General features: G+C 63.5%; 3 protein-coding genes. All 3 read right to left on the bottom strand.

The window, feature by feature from the left end; all coding sequences use genetic code 11:
- Window positions 1-878: site-specific tyrosine recombinase XerD (gene xerD / locus RMO57_RS15120; RefSeq protein ID WP_310388000.1), on the bottom strand; the 878-nt coding region annotated here is incomplete at its 3' end.
- Entirely contained in the window at window positions 878-1,855 is a 978-nt protein-coding gene (locus RMO57_RS15125) for a tripartite tricarboxylate transporter substrate binding protein BugE (RefSeq protein ID WP_310388002.1), read from the bottom strand. The genes xerD and RMO57_RS15125, both read right to left, overlap by 1 nt.
- A 70-nt stretch (window positions 1,856-1,925) precedes the next feature.
- Window positions 1,926-2,781 (bottom strand): tRNA epoxyqueuosine(34) reductase QueG (gene queG / locus RMO57_RS15130; RefSeq protein WP_310388003.1); only part of this gene is annotated, 856 nt, incomplete at its 5' end.

Raw genomic sequence — 2,781 nt, forward strand, 5'->3', positions numbered from 1 at the left:
ATAGCTTTCAGCCGCTCGCGCGCCACGTGGGTGTAAATCTGCGTGGTCGACAGATCGGCATGGCCCAACAGCAATTGCACCGCGCGCAGGTCGGCGCCGTGGTTGAGCAAATGGGTGGCAAAGGCATGGCGCAAGGTATGCGGCGACAAGGGGCTGGTGATGCCGGCCAGGGCGGCGTACTTTTTCACCAGGGTCCAGAACATTTGTCTTGTCATGCCGGCGCCGCGCATGGTGACGAAGAGCTCGTCGCAGCGCTGACCCTTGAGTAGATTGGCCCTGGCCTCCTGCAAATAGCGCATCAACCAAGCATGGGCTTCTTCGCCAAAGGGCACCAGCCGCTCTTTCAAGCCTTTGCCGGTGATGCGCAAGGCCGCCTCCTTGAAGCCGACATGGACACTTTTCAGTGTCACCAGCTCGGTCACCCGCAGGCCGCTGGCATACATCAACTCCAGCATGGCGCGGTCCCGCAGGCCCAGTGTGGTGGTGGTGTCGGGTGCGGCCAACAGCAACTCGACCTGCTGCTGGCTCAACAGCTTGGGGACACGCAGCGCTTGGCGGGCATTTTGCAAACGCAGCGTCGGGTCGGCCAGAATCCGCTGCTCGCGTAAGGCCCAGCGGAAATAGCGCTTGAACACACTCAGGCGCCGGTTGGAGCTGGTGGCACGGCTGCCGGCGTGCCGCGCGCTTGCGTAAGCCAGCAGGTCCGGCTCCAGGCATTGGTCCAGAGCCTTGGCGTCCGGCTGCGCCGCCAGCCAGTCGGCCAGCAGGCTCAGGTCGCGCCGGTAGGCTTCCAGCGTGTTGGCGGCCAGGCCGTCTTCCAGCCATAAGGCCTCAATGAAGCCGTTGATAGTTTGCAGGCTGGTGGCGGCCGTCGTCATCACTCCAGCTTGAGCTTTTGCTGCGCTACCACGGCCTTGTAGACCTCGAACTCGGCCTTGATCTGGGCGGCGAACTGCTCAGGCGTGTTGGCCACGATGATGGAGCCGGTGTCCTCGATGCGCTTTTTCACGTCCGGCAACTCCACCGTCTTCTTGACCGCTGCATGGACCTTGTCCACTACCTCCTTGCTCAAACCCTTGGGGCCAAGGATGCCGTAATAGGCCATCCGATTGACCGGCTCCAGGCCCAGTTCCTTGAAGGTCGGCACATTGGGCAACTGGCTCAGGCGCTGGGGTGCGGCAACAACGATGGGGATCAATCGGCCATCCTTGATGAAGGGCAAGGCCGAGGGCAGATTGTCAAAAATAATCGGCACTTGGCCCGCCACCGTGTCGTTCAGCGCCGGGCCCGCACCGCGGTAGGGGATGTGAGCCACGAACACACCCGTCAAACTCTTGTACAGCTCCATCTGCAGATGCCCGATGCCGCCGGTGCCGCTGCTGGCAAAGCTGTACTTGCCGGGGTTGGCCTTCAGCTCGGCCAGAAAGCTCTTGTAATCACGGGCCGGGAACGAGGGGTGAACGGCGATCACATTGGGCGTGGCCGCCACATTGATGATGGGCGTGAAGTCGGTGATAGGGTTGTACGCGATCTTGGGGTTGATGGCCGGGTTGGCGGCCGTGGTCGACACCGTGGCCATGCCCAGCGAGTAGCCGTCGGGCGCGGCCTTGACCGTGTCGCCCGCGCCGATGGTGCCGCCGCCGCCGGCCTTGTTCTCGACCACCATGGTCTGGCCCAGCGAGAGATTGATCTTCTCGGCCAGGATGCGGGCCACGATATCGGTCGTGCCGCCGGGGGCGAAAGGAACCACCAAGCGCACCGGTTTGCTTGGATAGGTCTGCGCCAACGCTGGCTGCAGGCCGGCCATACTCAAAACCAAGATACTTGTACCCGACACCCAATTGCGACAATTCATGCTTGACTCCGGTTGAGGTTTTCGCTGGTCTGCGCTAACGGCACGAAGCATGCCACAACATGCTCAATGCTCAAGGCGCCAAGGCCCAATCAATATGTTCGGCCACCAGCTCGCTGGCGCCGGCGCGAGCCCGTAGCAAGGCTTGACGCATCTCGCCATGCGGCTGCGCATGCAAGGCATTGCCCATCGCCACCGCCAGATTGCGCCGCCAGCGCTCAAAACCGATGCGCCGTATCGCCGAGCCCTCGGTGCGATGCAGGAACTCCACCTCGTCCCAGGCCCATAGCTGTAGCAGCCCCGGCGCCTGCAAGGCTTGGCGGGCGTCAAAGTCGGGCACCAACGCCTTTTGCGCGAACTTGTTCCAGGGGCAGATAAGCTGGCAGTCGTCGCAGCCATAGATGCGGTTGCCGATCAGCGGCCGCAATTCCAGCGGGATGGGTCCGGCATGCTCGATCGTCAGATAGGAAATACAGCGCCGCGCATCGACCCGGTAGGGTGCCACGATGGCCTGGGTCGGGCAGACCGTCATACAGGCGCTGCATTGCCCGCAATGGGCCGTCACAGCCTGGCTCAGCGGCAAGGGCAGATCGACATAGATCTCGCCCAGAAAAAACATCGAACCGGCCTCGCGGTGCAGCGTCAGCGTGTGTTTGCCGCGCCAGCCCAGGCCCGAGCGCGCCGCAAGCTCGACCTCCAGCACCGGCGCCGAGTCGGTGAAGACACGGTGACCGAAAGGCCCGACGGCGGCCGCCAGCTTGGTTGCCAACTGCTGCAGGCGCTGGCGCAAGACCTTGTGATAGTCGCGTCCACGGGCATAAATGGACAGCTGCGCGCGCTGTGGATCGGCCAGACCCTGCCACTCGATGGCCTGCCAATCGGGCGAGGTGTCGCGCGGCAGATAGTCCATCCGCGCCGTCAGCACCCGC

Source organism: Roseateles sp., assembly GCF_031397715.1.
In the GTDB taxonomy this organism is placed as follows: domain Bacteria; phylum Pseudomonadota; class Gammaproteobacteria; order Burkholderiales; family Burkholderiaceae_C; genus Paucibacter_A.

Excerpts from the sequence above, each read along its gene's own strand:
- RMO57_RS15125 (WP_310388002.1), bottom strand. The coding sequence starts at position 1,855 with ATGAATTGTCGCAATTGGGTGTCGGGTACAAGTATCTTGGTTTTGAGT.